Source organism: uncultured Polaribacter sp. (genome assembly GCF_947500975.1).
GTDB lineage: Bacteria > Bacteroidota > Bacteroidia > Flavobacteriales > Flavobacteriaceae > Polaribacter.
The window spans coordinates 148,461-165,150 of record NZ_CANMUE010000001.1; the positions used below are offsets into that span (position 1 = coordinate 148,461).

At 26.9% G+C, this 16,690-nt stretch carries 18 protein-coding genes; 11 read left to right on the forward strand and 7 right to left on the reverse strand.

Going from position 1 to position 16,690, the window contains the following annotated elements:
* The first annotated feature begins 35 nt into the window (after positions 1-35).
* Positions 36-332: a hypothetical protein gene (locus tag Q0733_RS00655; RefSeq protein WP_298777698.1), complete on the forward strand. Its 297-nt coding sequence runs from the start codon at positions 36-38 to the stop codon at positions 330-332.
* 32 nt (positions 333-364) lie between these two features.
* Here the strand turns inward: Q0733_RS00655 and Q0733_RS00660 are convergent, their stop codons facing one another.
* Positions 365-1,534 carry a class I SAM-dependent RNA methyltransferase gene (locus Q0733_RS00660; RefSeq protein ID WP_298777701.1) on the reverse strand — a complete coding sequence of 390 codons (1,170 nt, stop codon included), beginning with the start codon at positions 1,532-1,534 and terminating at the stop codon, positions 365-367.
* Between the two features lie 202 nt (positions 1,535-1,736).
* On the opposite strand from Q0733_RS00660, the gene Q0733_RS00665 reads away from it, so the two are divergent.
* Positions 1,737-2,462, forward strand: a complete 726-nt coding sequence (locus Q0733_RS00665; RefSeq protein WP_298777703.1) for a methyltransferase domain-containing protein — start codon at positions 1,737-1,739, stop codon at positions 2,460-2,462.
* Positions 2,459-3,136 carry a ZIP family metal transporter gene (locus tag Q0733_RS00670; RefSeq protein WP_298777706.1) on the forward strand — a complete coding sequence of 226 codons (678 nt, stop codon included), beginning with the start codon at positions 2,459-2,461 and terminating at the stop codon, positions 3,134-3,136. The genes Q0733_RS00665 and Q0733_RS00670 overlap by 4 nt, the downstream gene beginning before the upstream one ends.
* 4 nt (positions 3,137-3,140) lie before the next feature.
* Here Q0733_RS00670 and Q0733_RS00675 read toward each other — a convergent pair whose 3' ends face one another.
* Entirely contained in the window at positions 3,141-5,324 is a 2,184-nt protein-coding gene (locus tag Q0733_RS00675) for an ATP-dependent DNA helicase RecQ (RefSeq protein ID WP_298777709.1), read from the reverse strand.
* 138 nt (positions 5,325-5,462) lie between these two features.
* Between Q0733_RS00675 and Q0733_RS00680 the strand changes: the two genes are divergently transcribed.
* The 3 genes from Q0733_RS00680 (at position 5,463) to lptB (ending at position 8,095) form a co-directional block, all read left to right on the forward strand.
* Positions 5,463-6,431, forward strand: coding sequence for an SIS domain-containing protein (locus Q0733_RS00680; RefSeq protein WP_298777711.1), 969 nt, complete (start codon positions 5,463-5,465; stop codon positions 6,429-6,431).
* The gene (tatC, locus tag Q0733_RS00685) at positions 6,431-7,246 is read left to right on the forward strand and encodes a twin-arginine translocase subunit TatC (protein WP_298777713.1); all 816 of its coding nucleotides are present in this window, start codon (positions 6,431-6,433) and stop codon (positions 7,244-7,246) included. The genes Q0733_RS00680 and tatC overlap by 1 nt, the downstream gene beginning before the upstream one ends.
* A gap of 111 nt (positions 7,247-7,357) precedes the next feature.
* Positions 7,358-8,095, forward strand: coding sequence for an LPS export ABC transporter ATP-binding protein (gene lptB, locus Q0733_RS00690; protein ID WP_298777714.1), 738 nt, complete (start codon positions 7,358-7,360; stop codon positions 8,093-8,095).
* Here lptB and Q0733_RS00695 read toward each other — a convergent pair.
* The gene (locus tag Q0733_RS00695; protein WP_298777716.1) at positions 8,092-8,463 is read right to left on the reverse strand and encodes a glyoxalase; all 372 of its coding nucleotides are present in this window, start codon (positions 8,461-8,463) and stop codon (positions 8,092-8,094) included. The two genes, lptB and Q0733_RS00695, sit on opposite strands and share 4 nt — an antisense overlap.
* Positions 8,441-9,190 carry a CDP-alcohol phosphatidyltransferase family protein gene (locus tag Q0733_RS00700; RefSeq protein ID WP_298777718.1) on the reverse strand — a complete coding sequence of 250 codons (750 nt, stop codon included), beginning with the start codon at positions 9,188-9,190 and terminating at the stop codon, positions 8,441-8,443. The genes Q0733_RS00695 and Q0733_RS00700 overlap by 23 nt, the downstream gene beginning before the upstream one ends.
* Positions 9,191-9,285: 95 nt before the next feature.
* Here Q0733_RS00700 and Q0733_RS00705 point away from each other — a divergent pair, with 95 nt between their 5' ends.
* The 4 genes from Q0733_RS00705 to Q0733_RS00720 all read left to right on the forward strand — a co-directional run bounded on the left by Q0733_RS00705 (position 9,286) and on the right by Q0733_RS00720 (position 13,829).
* Positions 9,286-10,269 carry an alpha/beta fold hydrolase gene (locus tag Q0733_RS00705; protein WP_298777720.1) on the forward strand — a complete coding sequence of 328 codons (984 nt, stop codon included), beginning with the start codon at positions 9,286-9,288 and terminating at the stop codon, positions 10,267-10,269.
* Between the two features lie 70 nt (positions 10,270-10,339).
* Positions 10,340-11,410: a PorV/PorQ family protein gene (locus Q0733_RS00710; protein WP_298777722.1), complete on the forward strand. Its 1,071-nt coding sequence runs from the start codon at positions 10,340-10,342 to the stop codon at positions 11,408-11,410.
* A 5-nt stretch (positions 11,411-11,415) separates the two neighbouring features.
* Positions 11,416-12,585 carry a DUF4105 domain-containing protein gene (locus Q0733_RS00715; protein ID WP_298777724.1) on the forward strand — a complete coding sequence of 390 codons (1,170 nt, stop codon included), beginning with the start codon at positions 11,416-11,418 and terminating at the stop codon, positions 12,583-12,585.
* 320 nt (positions 12,586-12,905) lie between these two features.
* Complete coding sequence (locus Q0733_RS00720; RefSeq protein WP_298777726.1) at positions 12,906-13,829, forward strand: helix-turn-helix domain-containing GNAT family N-acetyltransferase; 924 nt, start codon at positions 12,906-12,908, stop codon at positions 13,827-13,829.
* Between the two features lie 175 nt (positions 13,830-14,004).
* Here Q0733_RS00720 and Q0733_RS00725 read toward each other — a convergent pair whose 3' ends face one another.
* The 3 genes from Q0733_RS00725 to Q0733_RS00735 form a co-directional block, all read right to left on the reverse strand.
* Entirely contained in the window at positions 14,005-14,658 is a 654-nt protein-coding gene (locus tag Q0733_RS00725; RefSeq protein ID WP_298777728.1) for a hypothetical protein, read from the reverse strand.
* A 24-nt stretch (positions 14,659-14,682) separates the two neighbouring features.
* Entirely contained in the window at positions 14,683-15,096 is a 414-nt protein-coding gene (aroQ, locus tag Q0733_RS00730; protein WP_298777730.1) for a type II 3-dehydroquinate dehydratase, read from the reverse strand.
* 75 nt (positions 15,097-15,171) lie between these two features.
* The gene (locus Q0733_RS00735; RefSeq protein ID WP_298777732.1) at positions 15,172-15,672 is read right to left on the reverse strand and encodes an outer membrane beta-barrel protein; all 501 of its coding nucleotides are present in this window, start codon (positions 15,670-15,672) and stop codon (positions 15,172-15,174) included.
* Between the two features lie 84 nt (positions 15,673-15,756).
* On the opposite strand from Q0733_RS00735, the gene xerD reads away from it, so the two are divergent.
* Positions 15,757-16,653 carry a site-specific tyrosine recombinase XerD gene (gene xerD, locus Q0733_RS00740; protein WP_298777734.1) on the forward strand — a complete coding sequence of 299 codons (897 nt, stop codon included), beginning with the start codon at positions 15,757-15,759 and terminating at the stop codon, positions 16,651-16,653.
* The last annotated feature ends 37 nt before the right edge of the window (positions 16,654-16,690 follow it).

A 16,690-nucleotide genomic window follows, 5' to 3' on the forward strand; every position in this document is an offset into this window, starting at 1 on the left:
TTAGTTGCTCATTATCTTATTAGATGATATAATAAATGAAAAATATTACACATCTTATAAATTACTATCTAACTACAAAAGAGGTATATTCTCTTGAACAAATTTTAAATGATTTAGTAATTTCTACCAATCAAGAAAATTATTTAGAAATAATTTCTAAATTAGAAGAACATCCATATTCTACTGAAGTAGAAACTAGTATTTATTTGACAGAAATTTCTAAAAAAAACTTAAAGGGCTTAAAAAGTATAATAAAAATCAAACAAAAAAATTACACAAACAAAACTGCTCTAGAGTATTTAGAAGAAGCATTGATAAATATAAAATCTTAATTTTCAGAATTAGTATCTGTTACAATTTCTTTTTATAAAGTCTCTTTTCTAGATTTTATTTTTCTTGTACCTTCATATAATTCGTATTTTACGTACTTACAGTTTAAATCACCATTTTTTAAATCGATTCTTCTAGAAGTTCGCAAACCAACATGTTTTAAAGCTTCAATATCTGAAGTAATAAACCAAGCTGTAGAACCCGGATAATTGTGTTTTAAAGTATCACCTATTTTCTTATAAAACTCTTTTGTATCAATATTTAAACGTTCTCCATATGGTGGATTAAATAAAATAGTAGTATTTCCAAAAACTTCTTTTGTTGAGTTAAAAAAGTTAACATGATGCACACCAATAAATTCATCTAAATTAGCATTCTCTATATTATCTTTTGCTTTTTGTACTGCTGATGGTGCTTTATCAAAGCCCATAATTTTATAATGAGAACTTCTAATTTTCTTTAATAAAGAATCTTGAATGGTAAAATATAAATCTTCATCATAATCTTTCCAGTTTTCGAAACCAAAATGTTTTCTGTTAATATTTGCAGGAATATTGTTTGCTATCATGGCTGCTTCAATTAAAATAGTACCAGAACCGCACATTGGGTCTATAAAATTTTCTTCGCCTGTATAACCAGACAACAAAATCATACCAGCCGCTAAAACTTCATTAATTGGTGCAATATTGGTAGCTGTTCTGTAACCACGCTTGTGCAAAGAGTCTCCAGAAGAATCTAGAGAAATTGTTAATAAATCTTTCTGAATATGAATGTGAATTTTTAAATCTGGATAATCTAAATCTACATTGGGTCTTTTGCCAAATTTATCTCTAAAATAATCTGCAATAGCATCTTTAGATTTTAAAGCAATATAATGTGAGTGATTGGTTAAGTTTTTAGAATTAGAAACAGCACCAATAGAAAAAGTACCATCAACATCTAAATATTTTTCCCATTTTATTTTTTTTACTGAATCATATAAATCTTCCTCATCATATATTTTAGTAACTTTTATTGGTTTTAGAATACGAATAGCTGTTCTTAAAGCAATATTTGCTTTGTACATAAAACCTGCATCTCCTTTAAAAGAAACACTTCTAACAGCTTCTGTTACATCTTTTGCTCCTAAATTTGTTAGCTCTTTTGCTAAAATGCTTTCTAAACCAAACATGGTAGTTGCCACCATTTTAAAATCGTCATTCATACTTGTAAAAATTGGCTACAAAAATACGTTTTAAAAATAGGTTTTATACTAATTAAGAAATTCATTTTAAGAAACGTAAGATTTGGTTACTTTTACAGACTCAATTATAAAAATTTTATAATTAGACTCTTGTTTTCGCAAGAACAACAATTTCAATGGTAACATTTAGAAAACTCTAAAGGAAGCTCTTTTTTGAGTATTTATGAAGAATAAAGATTGGTTTACAAATTGGTTCAACACATCGTATTATCATATTTTATATAAAGATAGAAATGATGAAGATGCTCAGTTATTTATGAAAAATATTACTGAGTTTTTAAAATTAGAAAAATCTACACATATTTTAGATCTACCTTGTGGAAAAGGACGTCATGCCGTTTTTTTAAATTCTTTAGGATATAAAGTTACTGGAGGAGATTTGGCAGAGAATAGTATTATTTATGCAAAGGATTTTGAGAACGATACCTTAAATTTTAAGGTGCACGATATGCGAGAACCTTTTAATAATAAATATGATTCAATTTTTAATTTGTTTACAAGTTTTGGTTATTTTGAAGATGATAAAGAAGATATCTTAATTTTAGAAAACATAAAAAACGGATTGAATAAAGGTGGTTATTTTGTATTCGATTTTTTAAATGCAGATTTAGTAAAAGCCAACTTGGTTGCCAAAGAAACTAAAATTGTTGATGATATTACTTTTAACATTACCAGAGAAATTACCAATGGTTTTATTATAAAAAATATTTCTTTTTTTGCTGATGGAAATAATCATAATTATACAGAAAGAGTAAAATATTTAGATGTACAAAAAATGAAATCTTATTTCGAAAAAGTTGGTTTTACAATTACAAATACCTTTGGAGATTATAATTTATCAAATTTTAATACTAAAACTTCTAACAGATTAATCTTAGTTGCAAAATGACATATATTATACTAGTTTTATCTGTACTCTTAGGTTCCTTATTGGTTTTTATTATTAAACCTAGTAATAAAATTGTACGTTTATTATTGGCTTTTAGCGGTGCTTATTTACTATCTGTAACAGTGTTACATTTGTTACCAGAAGTTTACACAATAAACTCTAATGACACTGTAGTTGGAATTTTTATTTTAATAGGTATTATTTTACAATCGGTTTTAGAGTCTTTTTCTAAAGGCGCTGAGCATGGTCATATTCATATTCATTCTGATGGAAAAAAATTTCCTACATTACTTTTTGTAAGTTTATGTTTACATGCTTTTTCTGAAGGGTTGCCAATACACAATGCTGATGATAATTTATTATGGGCAATTGTGGTACATAAAATACCAATTGCAATTGTATTAACCACATTTTTAATCAAAACAAAATACTCTAGTAAAATTGTTTTTGGTTTTCTATTTTTCTTTGGATTAATGAGTCCTTTAGGATTTTTAGTAGGAGATAAAATTCCTTTTTTCACAAACTATACTACTGAAATAACTGCTTTAATCATTGGTGTTTTCTTGCATATTTCAACTATTATTTTATTCGAAAGCTCTGAGAATCATAAATTTAATTTACAGAAGTTTATGGCAATTCTATTAGGTATTTTATTAACAATTTTTAGTTTATAAAATATTAATTACCAACTTCATTAATAAATTTAATTCTCATTAATCTTAATTCATCTTCATCATAATCACCATCAAACTCATCTAAAGCTTCCTGTATACTATCAGATTCCGCCTCCATAAAATACTCATGTATTTCTTCTTGTTGATCTTCGTCTAACAAGTCATCTAAAGCATAATCAATATTTAATTTTGTGCCAGAATAAATGATTGCTTCCATTTCTTTTATCAAATCATTCATGTCTTTACCTTTCGATTTTGCAATATCATCTAAAGGAAGTTTTCTATCTGTATTTTGAATGATATATAATTTTAATCCAGAATTAACACCTGTACTTTTTACAATTAAATCATCAGGTCTTAAAATATCATTTTCATCAACATAAGTAGAAATTAATTTTACAAAATCTTTACCAAATTTTCTAGCTTTACCTTCACCAACTCCGTGAACCTTAGACATTTCTTCTAAAGTTATAGGGTATTTTAAAGCCATATCATCTAAAGAAGGGTCTTGAAAAACTGCAAATGGAGGAACTCCTTGTTTTGTAGCTACTTTTTTACGTAAATCTTTTAATAATTTTACTAGTTTTTCATCTGCAGCACCACCTGAAGATTTAGCATTGGTGATGATAGAATTGTCATTTTCTTCTGAATAAGAATGATCTTCTGTCATCATAAAAGAAGTAGGATTTTGCATAAACTCCTCTCCTATTTTGGTTAATTTAATAACACCATACTGTTCTATTTCTTTTCTGATATAATTAACCACCAAAATTTGACGGATTAACGCCATCCAATAAAGTGCACTTTTATCTTTACCAATTCCAAAATGGGGTTGTAAATGTGTTTTATGCGATGTTAAAAGTGCATTTTCTTTACCAATAATGGTGTTTACAATTTCTTTAGATTTGTATTGTTGTAGCGTGTTTTTAATAACAGACAACAACTTTATAACATCTTCTTTAGCTTCATGTTTTTTCTTTGGATTTCTAGAATTATCATCCATATCAGCTCCTTCTCCATTTACATCATCAAATTCTTCACCAAAATAATGCAGCAAATATTTACGTCTATTCATAGAAGTTTCTGCATAACCCACAACTTCTTGTAACAAAGCATGCCCTATTTCTTGTTCCGCAACAGGTTTACTAGACATAAATTTTTCTAACTTCTCTATATCTTTATAGGCATAAAAGGCCAAACAATACCCTTCACCATCATCTCTACCGGCTCTTCCCGTTTCTTGATAATAACTTTCTAAACTCTTTGGAATATCATGATGAATTACAAAACGTACATCTGGTTTATCAATTCCCATTCCAAAAGCAATAGTTGCTACAACAACGTCACAATCTTCCATCAAAAACATATCTTGATGTTTTACTCTTGTTTTGGCATCTAAACCTGCATGATAAGGCACAGCTTTAATTCCGTTTACTTGTAAAACTTGAGCAACTTCTTCAACTTTTTTTCTACTTAAACAATAAATAATTCCAGATTTACCTTCCTGTTGTTTTACAAAACGGATAATATCTTTTTGAACATCTGCTGTTTTGGGTCTTACTTCATAAAATAAATTTGCTCTATTAAAAGATGCCTTAAATCTGTTTGCATCGGTAATACCAAGAGTTTTTATAATATCTTCTTGTACTTTTTCTGTAGCTGTTGCCGTTAAACAAATTACTGGCACATTATCAATTGCTCTAATAATATGTTTTAAATTTCTATATTCAGGTCTAAAATCATGCCCCCATTCAGAAATACAATGCGCTTCATCAATAGCTACAAAAGAAATTTTTTGAGTTCTTAAAAAAGCAACATACTCTTCTTTTATTAAAGATTCTGGCGCTACATACAAAAGTTTAGTAATTCCGTTAGTAATATCTGCTTTTACCTGAGCTACTTCTGTTTTATTCAACGACGAATTTAAAACATGTGCAACACCATTATGTTCAGATATACCCCTAATAGCATCAACTTGATTTTTCATTAAGGCAATTAAAGGAGATACAACAATTGCAGTTCCTTCAGCCATTAACGCTGGTAATTGGTAACATAAAGATTTTCCACCACCGGTTGGCATAATTACAAACGTGTTGTGATTGCCAACAATACTTTTTATAACTTCTTCTTGTAATCCTTTAAATTTATTAAATCCAAAAAACTTTTTAAGAGGACTATGTAAATCCATTCAATATAAATTTATGTTGAAAATTAAAAGACAAACCTTTAATTATATTATTTGTTGAAACTTATTTTTATAGTAAATTTGCCTTATTCATATATCTAAAGATATAACTTTTTTTTATTCTGATAAAATAGACAACACTTGAAAAATCAATCATCTATTATTGCCAATGCAAAAAAAACCATTTTAGCCGAAAGCAATGCTATAGCGAATTTAGCAAAATTAATTAATGTAGATTTTGAAAATGCTATTAAATGTATAATAAATTCTAATGGAAGGGTAATTGTAACAGGAATAGGAAAAAGTGCAAACATTGCCACTAAAATAGTTGCAACCCTTAATTCTACAGGTACACCAGCTATTTTTATGCATGCTGCAGATGCAATTCATGGGGATTTAGGAAATGTTTTAAAAGATGATATTGTAATTTGTATTTCTAAAAGTGGAAATACACCAGAAATTAAAGTACTAGTTCCATTTATTAAAAACTACGGAAATAAAATTATTGCAATTACAGGTAATGTAGATTCTTATTTAGGTAAAAATGCCGATTTTACTCTAAATACTTTTGTAGAAAAAGAAGCTTGCCCAAATAATTTAGCACCAACAACTAGCACAACAGCTCAATTAGTTATGGGTGATGCATTAGCTGTTTGTTTGTTAGAATTAAAAGGATTTACAAGTAACGATTTTGCTAAATATCATCCAGGAGGCGCATTAGGTAAACGTTTGTATTTACGCGTTTCTGACTTAATAAAGAATAATGACCTACCTCAGGTTTCTGAAAGTGAAACAATTGCAAAGGTAATTGTAGAAATTTCTGAAAAAAGATTAGGTGTTACTGCTGTTATAAAAAACAATAAAATTGTAGGTATAATTACAGATGGTGATATAAGAAGAATGTTAACTAAAACTACAAAAATAGACAGCTTTACCGCAAAAGACATTATGGGTAAAAACCCAAAAACGGTTCATAAAGATGATATGGCTATTGAAGCTTTAGACGCTTTAGAAAGCAATAGTATTACTCAAATTTTAGTTACTGATGACCATGGAAATTATTCAGGAGTAGTACATTTACATGATTTAATTAAAGAAGGTATTTTTTAATGGCAGAGCAACAAAAAGAAATGTCTTTTTTAGGACATTTAGAAGAATTAAGATGGCATTTAGTAAGAAGTGCAGCTGCAGTTTTTATCCTTTCAATTGTATTTTTTGTTTTTGCACAAGAGGTTTATGATCACTTTTTATTAGCTCATATTAAACCCGATTTTATAACTTATAAGGCATTTTGTAATTTTTTTAACCTATTTGGTATGGATAGTGCTTTTTGTCATATTAATTTTGCTGATAAAAAATTACAAAGTATAAAAGTAACATCACAATTAATGAACTCTATTTGGTCTTCATTAATACTGGGTGTAATTCTTTCTTTTCCATATTTATTATGGGAAATTTGGCGATTTATTTCTCCTGGTTTAACCAAAGAAGAAATCAAAAAATCTAGAGGATTTATCTTTATTGCTTCTTTTCTTTTTTTTATTGGAGTATTATTTAGTTTTTATGTAATTGCACCAATTTCTATTCAATTTTTATACAATTATCAAATTACAGATGCAATTCAAAATAGTTTTACACTAGAATCTCATATTGGATTGGTAACAAACATGTTATTAGGGGTTTCAGTTTTATTTGAATTACCTGTATTAATTTATTTTTTAACAAAAATTGGATTAATTACTCCAGAGTTTTTAAAGAAATATAGAAAACACGCTTTGGTTGTTGTTTTGGTTTTAGCAGCAATTATTACGCCTCCAGATGTTGCCAGTCAAATTATTGTTGCAATACCTGTTTTAATCCTTTATGAGATTAGTATTAAAGTATCAAGAAGAGTTTTAAAAAATCAAGAAAAACAAAATAATTAGTAAAATAGATTTATCAACATTAATTTATGAACTAATTAAGATTTAAAAATAATCTAATTAGTATTTTTACAATTCTCATTTTAAACACAAATAGTTTACACTTTTTAAAATATGATTTTAAGAGCAGACAACATTCAAAAAATATATGGTTCTAGAAAAGTTGTAAAAGGCATTTCTTTAGAAGTAAAACAAGGAGAAATTATAGGTCTTTTAGGACCAAATGGAGCTGGTAAAACAACTTCTTTTTATATGATTGTTGGCATGGTAAAACCAAATGAAGGTCATATTTATTTAAATGATGAAGAAATAACCAATGATGCCATGTATAAACGTGCACAAAAAGGAATCGGTTATTTGGCACAAGAAGCTTCTGTTTTTAGAAAATTATCTGTAGAAGATAACATAATGTCAGTTTTACAATTTACTGGTTTATCAAAAAAAGAGCAAAAAATTAAATTAGAGTCTTTAATAGAAGAATTTAATATTGGGCATGTACGTAAAAATAGAGGCGATTTACTTTCTGGTGGAGAAAGACGTAGAACCGAAATTGCTCGTTGTTTAGCTTCTGATCCTAATTTTATTTTATTAGATGAGCCTTTTGCTGGTGTAGATCCAATTGCTGTAGAAGATATTCAAAGTATTGTTGCTCAATTAAAAAATAAAAATATTGGTATCTTAATTACGGATCATGATGTACAAGCTACCCTAGCAATTACTGATAAAACCTATTTAATGTATGATGGCGGTATTTTAAAAGAAGGAACGCCCGAAGAATTAGCTGCTGATGAAATGGTAAGAAAAGTATATTTAGGTAAAGATTTTGAATTAAAGAAAAAGAAAATAATTTAATAAAAACAACCTATATGCCACAGAATTCCTGATGGATCATGTAAAAAAAATTCTTTACCCCAATCGTTTTCTACAATTTTTGATAATTTAACTTTTGGATACTTCTTAATTAATTGTTTTGTTTGTAATTTTGATAAATAATCTTCAATATTATCAACTTCTAAAAAAAGCATAGTATTTTCAACCCAATCTTTTACAAATGCTTTCTGTAAATAAAAACTCAATTTATCATTTACTTTAAAAACATTTAAGTTTTTTGATAAAATGGTTTCATTAAATCCTAAGTCTTTATAAAAATTACAAGATTCATTAAAATTTCTTGCCCCAATAAAAGGTCTTAAAGATTTAAACTGTTGCTTTTTTTCCATTATTAGAAATTATTGATAAAAAAACATAAATCATTATAATTAATGGTATAGATAAATAAATTAATGCAATTATCAATATTAAAGATAGCACTAAAAATAAATACTTTATGATATTATTTTTTAAAGAATAATCTTTAAATTTTAATGAAAACAAAGGCAGTTCTGCATTCATTAAATAAGTTAAAACTACAGTTATTGCAATTAAAAAATAGTGATTACTAATTAGATTAGTAGCAAATTCTATTTCAGAATGTTCTAAAATTAACGGTAAAGAAATTACAAACAAACTCATAGCTGGTGTAGGTAATCCAATAAAAGAATCTGATTGCCTTGTATCAATATTAAATTTTGCTAATCTGTAACATGCTCCTAAAGTTAATATTATCCCCAAAAAAGGCAATAATTCAATATTTAATTCTGAAAAAGAATTTATTTTTTCATCAAAAGAAGTAACAACATTATTCTTAGATAATAAATTAAACATTATTATACCTGGCACAACACCACTTGTAACCATGTCTGCTAAAGAATCTAATTGTTTTCCTAATTCTCCAGAAACATTTAATAAACGAGCTACAAAACCATCAAAAAAATCAAAAAAAATACCTATAACAACAAATAATGCAGCTAATTTAAAGTTTTCTTGAACGGCAAAAATTACAGCAATTGTGCCACAAAAAAGATTACCAAGGGTTAATAAATTAGGAATATGATTTTTGATATTCATTTATATTTATTTTAAAAAGCTAAAATAAGAAATACTATTTTGGTAGTTTTCAGAATCACTTATTTTTTGTCATATTTGTAGAAATTAGAATTAATATGCCAAATTTTAAATCAAATTTTTCACCTACAATCCCTTTTAGAAATTGTCACTTTAACACCATGTATAGGGCTCTTTTCATGAATGATACTGTAACTTATAATCGAAAAAGAGTTTTAACTTGGGATGATGATTTTGTAGATTTAGATTTTTCAACTATTGGTTCTAAAACTTTGGTTTTGTTAATTCATGGTTTAGAGGGCAGTTCGGAATCTAAATATATTATTGCAAATACGAACCACCTAAATAAAAAAGGAATGGATGTTGTTTGTTTTAATTTAAGAGGTTGTAGTGGAGAAGATAATTGGATTTTACAAACTTATCATAGTGGTAAAACAGAAGATTTGGACTTTGTTGTAAATCATCTTATAAAAAATTATGATTATGAAAACATTATAATTGTTGGCTTTAGTTTAGGGGGTAATTTAACTTTAAAATATTTAGGTGAAAAGAGTAAGAAAATATCTTCAAAAATAAAAGGAGCAATTGCTGTATCTGTTCCTATAGACATAGCCACTGCCGAAACTGAGATGGAAAAACTTAAAAATAAATTATATATGAAAGTTTTTTTTAAAACTATGAAAAATAAAATATTAGAAAAATCTTATAAGTTTCCAGAATATAAATTAGACAAAGACAAATTATTTAAAGCAACAAAATTTAAACATTTAGAACATTTATATACTGCACCAGTTTTTGGCTTTGAAAGTCCAGAAGATTATTGGGAAAAAGCAAGTTCAAAACCTTATTTATCTAAAATAAAAAAGCCTACATTATTAATAAATGCAAAAGATGATTCTTTTTTATCAAAAGAATGTTATCCATTTGAAATTGCTGATAAATCAGAATATTTTTTTTTAGAAACCCCAAAATACGGTGGTCATTGTGGATTCATGAGTTCATTTAAACAGCAAGAAAACAATTGGTTGGAGCTAAGAGTTGAACGTTTTATCAAGGAAAATATTCAAATTGAAATGACTTAAACAATATCTTAAAAAAACAACAGTTGTTTTAGTATGTTTTTAGATATTTGTTATCTATAATTTTAAACTTTTGAAATACAAATTAATCCTTATTTTCTGCACATTTTCATGGATAATAAATGGTCAAACATTTAGAAATTATTCTAATGAATTTTTATCTATTGGTGTAGATGCTGCTGCTTTAGGGATGAGTAAAACAGTGGTTGCAACCACAAATAATGTCAATTCAATTTACTGGAATCCTGCAGGTTTGGTTGGTATTGAAGATTACCAAGGTTCATTAATGCATGCATCTTATTTTGCAGGTATTGCCAATTATAATCACGCTGCTTTTGCCATGCCTATTGATAAAGAAAGTGCTATTGGTATTTCTGTAATTCGTTTTGGAGTAGATGATATTTTAAATACAACAGAATTAATTGACAGTCAAGGAAATATTGATTTTAATAGAATTAGTTTATTTTCTGCTGCTGATTATGCATTTAACTTTGCCTATGCTAGAAAACTCATTTTTAAAGATTTAACATTGGGTGTAAATGCTAAAATTGTTAGAAGAATTATTGGCGATTTTGCTTCTTCTTGGGGTTTTGGCTTTGATGCTGGTATTCAATTTAAAAGAAATAATTGGCAAATTGGTTTAATGATAAGAGATATTACTACCACTTTTAATAGTTGGAGTATAAATCAAGATGAATTTGATAAAATTAAAAATGCAATTCCTGGTGAAAATCAAGAATTACCAGAAACTACAGAAGTTACAAAACCAAAAATACAATTTGGAGTTGCAAAACAATGGAGAATTGGACGTTTTTTTAATTTACTTTCAGAATTCGATTTAAATATGCGTTTTGCAAAAACTAACGATATTTTTTCATCAGAAATTTTAAGCATTGATCCAGCAATAGGCTTTCAGGTAGATTATGACAATTTAGTTTTTGTAAGAGCAGGAGTAGGTAATTTTCAATACGTTCAACAATTTGATAATACCACTTCCCTATCAACACAACCCAATTTTGGTGTTGGTTTTAAATATAATGGCATTCAAATAGATTACGCTTTAACAAATATCGGAAGTGTTGGAAACGCAATGTATTCTAATATTTTTTCAATTACTTTTGATTATAGTTTTTTTAGAAATTAATATTGATGAGAAAAACAATTCTACTATTCTTATTTTTTTTTACATTTTTACAAAATGTAAAAGCTCAAATAAAACTTTCTGTATATTCAGAAATTAGTATTGTAACGGCAGGTCCGGGAACTGAGTTGTATGAAGCCTTTGGACATTCTGCAATTAGAGTTAAAGACCCTGTTTTAAATATTGATTTAATTTATAACTATGGAATGTTTGATTTTAACGCTCCTAATTTTGAAGCTAACTTTACCAAAGGAAAACTTTTATACAGTTTAAGTAGATATAAATTTAAATATTTTTTAGCAAGTTATAAAAAAGACAAGCGTTGGGTAAAACAGCAAGTTTTAAACCTAAATAAACAAGATAAACAAGCATTTTTCATGTATTTAGAAAACAATGCTGCACCAGAAAATGCTACCTATTATTATGACCCTTATTATAATAATTGTGCAACAAAACTAAGAGATATTGCAACAACTATTTTAGGTGATAAAATTGTTTTAAGTGATAAAGGCATTGAAAAAAATCAATCTTTTAGACAATTAATGAATAACGAAATTCATTGGAATACTTGGGGCAGTTTTGGTATTAATTTAGCTTTAGGTAGTAAATTAGATAAAAAAGCTGACTTTACAGAATATATGTATTTGCCTAAATATGGATTTACCATTTTTAAAAACAGTACTTTATTTATCAAAAATCAACCAGAAAAACTAATTAAAAAAGAAGAAACTCTTTTAGATTTTAAAGAGCTAGAACAAAAAATTAGTATGTTCAATCCGTTTTTAGTTTTTAGCACTTTCGCTTTGATTGGATTATTTTTCACTTTTTCTGACTACAAAAAAAACAAAATATCAAAATGGCTAGATTACATCACCCTTTTTACAACAGGAATTGTAGGTATTCTAATTATTTTTCTTTGGTTTTTTACCGATCACTCTACAACTCCAAACAACTTTAACTTTTTATGGGCTTTTGCGCCTAATCTAATTGTAGCTTTTTTAATGATAAAAAAACAACAACCTAATTGGTTTAATTATTACTTCAAATTTTTAGTCTTTTTACTTCTTGTCATTCCTATTCTTTGGATTTCAAAAGTTCAATTATTTCCAATTTCAGTAATTCCTTTGTTAATTTTTCTATTTGTTCGATATCTATTTTTATCAAAAAAACTGAATTAAGGATTTTTTTTTTTTTTGAATGAACTCTAAATTAATTACTGTTTTTGGTTGTTAAGGTACAAATGCGTTTAATAAAATTATTGACGGATTTAGAATGCAAAAAACAAATACTGTAAAACAAGAAATTAAAAAATAGCCATTTAAGATGCTACCAAGTATGCATTTAAAATTCCTTTTAAAGTGATGGTAACTTCTTACAAATCTATTAAAGTAATATTAGAAATGATGGAAATCATAAACTCTAAAATATAAATTTCTTCATAAATAATTTTAAAATAAAAATTATGCATATATTTACATAAGTGTTTATATAAATAATTATGGATAAATTTAAAGAGTTAGCATTTGGTTCTAGATTAAAAAGGTTAAGTGATTCTTTTATGCGTGATGGTAAAAGAGTATACAAAGACTTACATCTAGATTTTGAACCAACTTTAATGCCTGTATTTAAAACAATTTATGATGAAAAAGAGATCAGTATTGGAGAAATTGCAAAACAATTAGAAATCAGTCAACCAGCTGTAACTCAATTTGTAAATAATTTGTTGAAGAGAAAGTTATTAAAAGTTTTAGTTAACAAAAAAGATAAAAGAATAAAGAAAGTTGCACTAAATAATAAAGGATTTAAAACTATAGAAAAATTACAACCAATTTGGGTAATTTTTGAAGAACAACTCAAAGATATAACAACAAATAAAAATTTAAGTTTTTTGGAGCATCTTAGATTAATAGAAAAAAAACAAAAAAAATATTCAATTTATAATAGAGTTATGGATCGCCTAAAAAAGAACATAGAAATTATTTCTTATGAAGAAAAATATGCACACTATTTTTACAACCTAAATATTGAATGGTTAAAAAAATATTTTTATGTAGAAGATTATGATGAAAAGGTTTTAAGTAATCCTAAAAAATATGTTTTAGATCCTGGAGGTTTTATCTTTTTCGCAAAATATAATAATGAAATTGTTGGTGTAGTTTCACTAATTAACCAGAAAACATTTTTTGAACTGAGTAAAATGGCCGTTTCTCCAAAATATCAAGGATTAAAAATCGGTCAGAAATTAATGGATTATTCTATTGATTTTGCTAAAAAACAAGGCTGGAAAAGTATTACTTTATATTCTAGTAGAAAACTAATACCAGCAATTAACTTGTACAAAAAAATAGGGTTTAGAGAAATTCCTGTAGAAGAAAATTCTCATTATGAGCGCTCTGATATTAAAATGATTTTAGATTTATAATACACCCTAATGAAAATCAGTAAATCGTGTTTGTGTATTGAAAATTGCGTTGTTTTAAGCAATAAAGTTAGTAAATAAAACACAAACTAAGAAAAACCGCGAGGTTTTTCGCAAGTAAGCTTTTACCAGCAATTTTTTATACACTTTGATGCCATTAGTATTTTGTTTTCGTTTTTTAGAAATTCCAATTTATTATTGGTAGTTTACGTTTCTCATTAATATTCCAAAGTCCTAATTGAATCCCTTTTGTGTTATTACTTTTATTAAAAATTCCAATTTGTATTCCAATCATATTTTGTGAAACATTATTTTGAATTCCAATTTGAATTCCTTTCATATATTCTGAAATATTATTAACTATTGCAATTTGAATTCCATTATTATAACTTGATTTATTTAGGAATCCTCCAATTTGAATTCCATTTAATCTTTCCATTGCATTATATATTCCTGCAATTGCAACTCCATTAATTTCAGTTCCACTTTGTATAAATAAACCAAAAGTCAATCCATTATAGGAAACATTTCCAATCGTTCCGCTTGAAATGTTTAAACCATTTATTATCTCATCAGTTTCCTCATTAGTATCTACAATTCCATTTACTATAATTGCTCCAATTCCAAGTCCAGGGATTTCAAGTCTTATTCCATTTGTTCTTACAAATCTTTTTTTATTATTAAATTCTGGAAATGCTCCAAATGAAATTCCATTAATTGTAGTGTTCTGTGTGTGAAAAGTCCCAACTATATATCTTTTTTTTTCATTAAAATTCTGACTAAAAATTTTAATTGAAATAAAAAATAGAATAAGAATAACGTTTTTTTTCATATTAATGGCAACTATGCTTAAATATTATAGAAAACTTTTAATCGCTAATTCATAACCTTTTAATCCGAAGCCAAACAAAACGCCTTTTGCAGCAGCTGCTATATAACTATGATGTCTAAATTCTTCGCGAGCATGTACATTAGAAATATGTAGTTCTACAACTGGTGTATTAATTCCTTTTACAGCATCACCAATACCCACTGAAGTGTGTGTATAAGCAGCAGCATTTAAGATAACGCCATCATAATCAAAACCAACCTCATGTAATTTATCAATAATTTCTCCTTCAATATTGGATTGAAAATAAGATAATTCTACATTTTTAAATTTTAATTGCAAATCTTTAAAAAAATCTTCAAAGGTTTCAGAACCATAAATTTCTGGTTCTCTTTTACCTAAAAGATTTAAGTTTGGCCCATTTATAATAATAAGTTTCATATTGTAAATATATTAAATTTTGTGCATAAAAAAAGGAAGCAAAAACTGCTTCCTTTTAAAATAATGATTTATTTTTTATAATCCATACATAATACCAATTCCGAAATTAGAAACAGTTTCACCTTCTTTAGTCATGGCTGCAAAAGTAGCTTGTAACATTAAACTATCATTAATAGTATAACCAATCATAGGTCTGTAATAGAAAGCTCCTTCTAACTCTTCTGGGCTAATTGCAAAACCATACCCTAAATCAACTCCAAGAGTAAATTTATCTGAAGCTGCAAAACGTCCAGCAGCTGCTAATGGTAAAAAAGATGCATCTTCAGCATCAATTCCAGTTCCTAAAATATCGCTTTTTCCAAAATAATGAAGATAAGAAATAGAAGGTCCCACTTTAAATTCACTTGTAATGTCAAATAAATAATTTGCTTCTAAAGAAGCAGCAAAAGAAGTAGCATCACTTGCATCTCCAGTTGGTAACCCTAAATTTACACCTACATTAAATGCTCCTTCTTGCGCATTTAAATTTCCAAATCCTAATAATGCCATTACAGCAATAAATAATACTTTTTTCATAATTTTTGTATTTAATTTAATTTAAAATCAAAAATATATATATATTTTAAAATAAAGTTGATTATTTTGAATTATTTTTATCAGATGAAATGGAAAAACGCGATTAAAGATTATCAATTATACTTAAAAATAGAAAGAGGCTTGTCTCAAAACACTATTGATAGTTATTCTAGAGATTTAGAAAAACTAACACTTTTTCTTGTAGAAAATAAAATTAACTCTACCCCTATTTCTATTCATGAAGAAATAATTCAACAATTTATATATGATGTAGCAAAAAAAATTAACCCTAGAAGTCAAGCAAGAATAATTTCAGGTTTACGTAGTTTTTTTGACTATTTAGTTTTTGAAGATTACAGAGATTCTAATCCTACCGATTTATTAGAAGCACCTAAAATTGGAAGAAAATTACCAGACACATTATCTGAAGATGAAATTAACAAACTCATTTCTGCTGTAGATTTAAGTCATCCTCAAGGAGAAAGAAATAGAACAATTATTGAAACCATGTATAGTTGTGGTTTACGTGTTAGTGAATTAACAACTTTAAAAATATCTGATTTATTTTTTGACGAAGGGTTTATAAAAGTTACGGGTAAAGGAAATAAGGAACGTTATATACCTATTCATTTGAATGCTCAAAAATATATAACCATTTATATAAATGAAATTAGAAACCATATAAAACCCATTAAAGGTTTTGAAGATACTTTATTTTTAAACAGACGAGGAAAAGAGTTAACAAGACAAATGATTTTTACAATTTTAAAAGATTTGGCAACGAAAATTGATTTAAATAAAAAAATAAGTCCACACACTTTAAGGCATTCATTTGCAACTCATTTATTAAAAAATGGTGCAGATTTAAGAGCAATCCAACAAATGTTAGGTCATGAAAGTATAACAACTACAGAAGTTTATGTTCATTTAGATAAAAGTTATTTAAAAGAAGTTGTAGAAGCCTATCATCCTAGAAAATAAAAAATCCCACCAAAGTGGGATTTTAAAATTCATAAGT

Excerpts from the sequence above, each read along its gene's own strand:
- Q0733_RS00655 (WP_298777698.1), top strand. The coding sequence starts at position 36 with ATGAAAAATATTACACATCTTATAAATTACTATCTAACTACAAAAGAG.
- Q0733_RS00660 (WP_298777701.1), bottom strand. The coding sequence starts at position 1,534 with ATGAATGACGATTTTAAAATGGTGGCAACTACCATGTTTGGTTTAGAA.
- Q0733_RS00665 (WP_298777703.1), top strand. The coding sequence starts at position 1,737 with ATGAAGAATAAAGATTGGTTTACAAATTGGTTCAACACATCGTATTAT.
- Q0733_RS00670 (WP_298777706.1), top strand. The coding sequence starts at position 2,459 with ATGACATATATTATACTAGTTTTATCTGTACTCTTAGGTTCCTTATTG.
- Q0733_RS00675 (WP_298777709.1), bottom strand. The coding sequence starts at position 5,324 with ATGGATTTACATAGTCCTCTTAAAAAGTTTTTTGGATTTAATAAATTT.
- tatC (WP_298777713.1), top strand. The coding sequence starts at position 6,431 with ATGGCAGAGCAACAAAAAGAAATGTCTTTTTTAGGACATTTAGAAGAA.
- lptB (WP_298777714.1), top strand. The coding sequence starts at position 7,358 with ATGATTTTAAGAGCAGACAACATTCAAAAAATATATGGTTCTAGAAAA.
- Q0733_RS00695 (WP_298777716.1), bottom strand. The coding sequence starts at position 8,463 with ATGGAAAAAAAGCAACAGTTTAAATCTTTAAGACCTTTTATTGGGGCA.
- Q0733_RS00700 (WP_298777718.1), bottom strand. The coding sequence starts at position 9,190 with ATGAATATCAAAAATCATATTCCTAATTTATTAACCCTTGGTAATCTT.
- Q0733_RS00705 (WP_298777720.1), top strand. The coding sequence starts at position 9,286 with ATGCCAAATTTTAAATCAAATTTTTCACCTACAATCCCTTTTAGAAAT.
- Q0733_RS00715 (WP_298777724.1), top strand. The coding sequence starts at position 11,416 with ATGAGAAAAACAATTCTACTATTCTTATTTTTTTTTACATTTTTACAA.
- Q0733_RS00720 (WP_298777726.1), top strand. The coding sequence starts at position 12,906 with ATGGATAAATTTAAAGAGTTAGCATTTGGTTCTAGATTAAAAAGGTTA.
- Q0733_RS00725 (WP_298777728.1), bottom strand. The coding sequence starts at position 14,658 with ATGAAAAAAAACGTTATTCTTATTCTATTTTTTATTTCAATTAAAATT.
- aroQ (WP_298777730.1), bottom strand. The coding sequence starts at position 15,096 with ATGAAACTTATTATTATAAATGGGCCAAACTTAAATCTTTTAGGTAAA.
- Q0733_RS00735 (WP_298777732.1), bottom strand. The coding sequence starts at position 15,672 with ATGAAAAAAGTATTATTTATTGCTGTAATGGCATTATTAGGATTTGGA.
- xerD (WP_298777734.1), top strand. The coding sequence starts at position 15,757 with ATGAAATGGAAAAACGCGATTAAAGATTATCAATTATACTTAAAAATA.